Here is a 339-nt window from a genome sequence, read left to right on the forward strand (position 1 = left end):
AAATGCCGCCTTTCGGCGGCGCCTTTGCACAGCAAAGGCCTATCCTCAGCCCTATCGGGCAGCTCCTTCCAGTGGAAGGAGCCTTACGTTACGCACTTACCTTCTCGCCGTCAACTATCATCCTGAGCGCAGCGAAGGATCTTGGTACAAGCCGCTTATGAGGCAAACGCTATTAAATACCAGTCGGCGGGAATTGGCCACCTCCGGTGGCCACCCCCTATCCCGCTTCGTGGGACTCCCTCCACGGGAAAGCGTCTCACTTGGTTCTCAGGTCGCTTTGCTCCCCTACGAACCAAGTTCGCTTGCCACCCTATTCAGCAATGCTACTTAGTTAAGGAA

This window comes from Dialister sp. UBA1703 (genome assembly GCA_002320515.1).
Taxonomy (GTDB): Bacteria; Bacillota; Negativicutes; order Veillonellales; family Dialisteraceae; genus Dialister.